The organism is Anaplasma marginale str. Florida, from assembly GCF_000215485.1.
Taxonomy (GTDB): Bacteria; Pseudomonadota; Alphaproteobacteria; order Rickettsiales; family Anaplasmataceae; genus Anaplasma; species Anaplasma marginale.
Window position 1 is genome coordinate 1 of the sequence record NZ_AFMS01000024.1, and the last position, 2,563, is coordinate 2,563.

A 2,563-nucleotide genomic window follows, 5' to 3' on the forward strand; every position below is an offset into this window, starting at 1 on the left:
GATAAAGTGGCCAGAATGCTTGGCCTAGGGTATCCAGGTGGGCCTGAGGTGGAAAGTTGTGCTCTCAAGGGGGATGCGCACAGGTTTCCGTTTCCTAGGGCCCTGAAAAGCAGGCCGGGGTGCAACTTTTCGTTTTCTGGGCTCAAAACCGCGGTGCGCTATACCATCGCCAAGGAGGGAAAGTTAGACAACCAGGCTTTATATGACATTTGTGCGTCATTCCAGCAATGCGTTGGTGAAATTTTGGTGAGTAGAATTGCGAATGCGATGGCGGCGGCGAAATCTGCCGATAGTAGCATCAGTAAAATGGTTGTAAGTGGAGGCGTAGCCGCCAACAATTTTTTGCGCGGCAGCATACGCAAATGTGCCAATGAACTCGGATTTGATGCAATATTCCCTCCCCAAGAGCTGTGCACGGATAACGGTATTATGGTCGGATGGGCCGGGCTCGAAAACCTACGCAAGGGCAATTTCTCGTCCTTAGAGCTCATTCCCAGGGCTCGCTGGCCCCTCTGCCCGTAGCTCCTTGCAGCGCTTGAGACTCTTATTAGTCACAACCACGGTCTTCGCGATCATATCGTGCCATGCTCTCTTGCGTGCGTCAAAATTTGACCACACAATCCCAAGCCCTAATGGTATGCCAGATAATGCGGTGCTAAAGAACCTCTTCGTTGCCTGTCCCAGGCTCATAGCCTCTAGCGTATTCTCATCTATTACTCGAAGTCCTACTAATAACTTGCCTGCAGTGCCGGAAAAATTTATCCACATGTACACGTTATAGACAAACACTATAACTAGTTGTACAACTTGCAGCGCAACCGCTTTGTATATCTGCTTGTTCCTCAGAACTCTCTCGTCCTTGGTCAAGGAAGCACCCATTCTGTGCTTTTCCATCGCTTTGAAGGCATTCTCACTTTTTGGAAAGGTGAGAAAAAAAACTGCGTGCACCAACTGCAGCATAAACACTATAATGGCGAGGTCTACCATGGTGCTTATACACCTTCTTGCGCCTGAAACGTAACGCAGCTCACCGTCTTTTGGTGCCGTGGCCCGCCCAAAGGGAAAAAGTAGCTTATCTGAAACCCAAGAAAAAACCTTCTGTAAACGCTGCATTGCAAACTCCCTGGACAAGTCAGTTGGTCTATTATAAAACCGTGAGTACTTTTTTCATCGGGAATTTTTGTGGTCGTTCGGTTGAGTATAGCTGGGTTATCGGTTTATACGCAAATAGGGGTGTATGACTGGGAAAAGGCGCTGAAACAGAAGGTTCTAGTGAATGTGCGCCTCTCGTACCCCGCGAAGTCCAACACAATATGTTACTCACTACTGAAAAAGCGGGTGATAGCGGCATTGGAAGTGCATGGGCGTGAGTTGCTGGAGGACGTGGCCAAGGATCTCGTCGGCTGCATAGTGAAGGAGCACCCCGTTGTTGACGAATGTATAGTAGAGTTATCTAAGCCAGCAGCTTCATTTATGAAAGATAGCGGGACCTCTGTTGCGGTTATTTGGAGAACAGGAGATCCGCTTGGCACTTGACAAATCCTAGCAATTTGTTAGAGTGCGGCAAGTTCAGCATTTGCTTTTTTTATGCGTAGTTCCCGGTCTGCAAAAGTGTCGCTCGTTGGTGCTGGTAACATTGGAGGGGCGCTGGCGCATATGCTTGGTGCATCACAGGTGGTGAAGGAGTTGGTACTTGTTGATGTTGCGGGAGGGATGACGGAAGGTAAGGTTCTCGATGTAGGGCAGGCATTGGCCTTATTAGGTTCTGATGTTTATATCACAGGTGGCTCAGATTACGCTGCGATAGAGCACTCTGACGCCGTGGTAGTGACTGCTGGGATTCCCAGGAAAGAGGGGATGAGCCGTGAGGATTTGCTGAACACAAATGCTGCAGTTGTGCGGAATATTGCCGAGAATATTGCCAAGTATTCTCCCGGAGCCCTTGTGATTGTTGTCACCAATCCGCTAGATGCTATGGTGTGGTGCATGTACAAATACTCCGGTCTGCCGGCGAATAGGGTAGTAGGCATGGCTGGGGTCTTGGATTCCGCCCGCTTTTCCTTTTTCTTAGCTCGGCATATGAACGTTTCGGTGAGCAGCGTCTCGGCGATGGTTCTAGGCGGGCACGGGGATCTTATGTTACCGCTGCTTAGGTATTCCACCGTGGGCGGAGTGCCGGTTGAGAGCTTAATAGAAAGCGGTCGTTTGAATCGGGGCGATATTGCTGCAATCGTGGAGAGAACCCGCAAGGGTGGAGAGGAGATTGTCAAACTGCTGAAAACTGGTTCCGCGTACTGTGCACCCGCGGCTTCGTGTGCACACATGCTTGAGTCTTACGTTCGAGATAAGCGCTCGATCATGCCGTGTTCTGCGTATCTAGATGGCCAATATGGGGTGCGCGATCTGTTTGTTGGTGTACCGGTGATTATAGGTGAGAAAGGAGTGGAAGAGGTCGTCGAGTTTCCCTTGACCGCGGAGGAGCAGGCCGTATTCGACCAGTCCGTGGAGCTCATACGTGGTTCTGTTAGCGCGATATCTTGAGGGCTTGCGGTGCGTAACTGGC

4 protein-coding genes are annotated in these 2,563 nt (G+C 50.3%); 3 read left to right on the top strand and 1 reads right to left on the bottom strand.

All coding sequences use genetic code 11. From position 1 onward, the window contains the following. A partial coding sequence (locus tag GAC_RS00715) for a Kae1-like domain-containing protein (protein WP_037331004.1) occupies window positions 1–522 on the top strand: 522 nt, incomplete at its 5' end. Here GAC_RS00715 and GAC_RS00720 read toward each other — a convergent pair. Continuing rightward, entirely contained in the window at window positions 481–1,113 is a 633-nt protein-coding gene (locus GAC_RS00720) for an RDD family protein (protein WP_010264366.1), read from the bottom strand. The two genes, GAC_RS00715 and GAC_RS00720, sit on opposite strands and share 42 nt — an antisense overlap. A 69-nt stretch (window positions 1,114–1,182) precedes the next feature. Between GAC_RS00720 and GAC_RS00725 the strand changes: the two genes are divergently transcribed. Both GAC_RS00725 and mdh read left to right on the top strand, forming a co-directional pair. Beyond that, the gene (locus tag GAC_RS00725; protein ID WP_010264370.1) at window positions 1,183–1,536 is read left to right on the top strand and encodes a dihydroneopterin aldolase; all 354 of its coding nucleotides are present in this window, start codon (window positions 1,183–1,185) and stop codon (window positions 1,534–1,536) included. Window positions 1,537–1,587: 51 nt separating this feature from the next. Continuing rightward, window positions 1,588–2,541 (top strand): malate dehydrogenase, encoded by a 954-nt coding sequence (gene mdh, locus GAC_RS00730; RefSeq protein ID WP_012658941.1) that lies wholly within the window; start codon window positions 1,588–1,590, stop codon window positions 2,539–2,541. The last annotated feature ends 22 nt before the right edge of the window (window positions 2,542–2,563 follow it).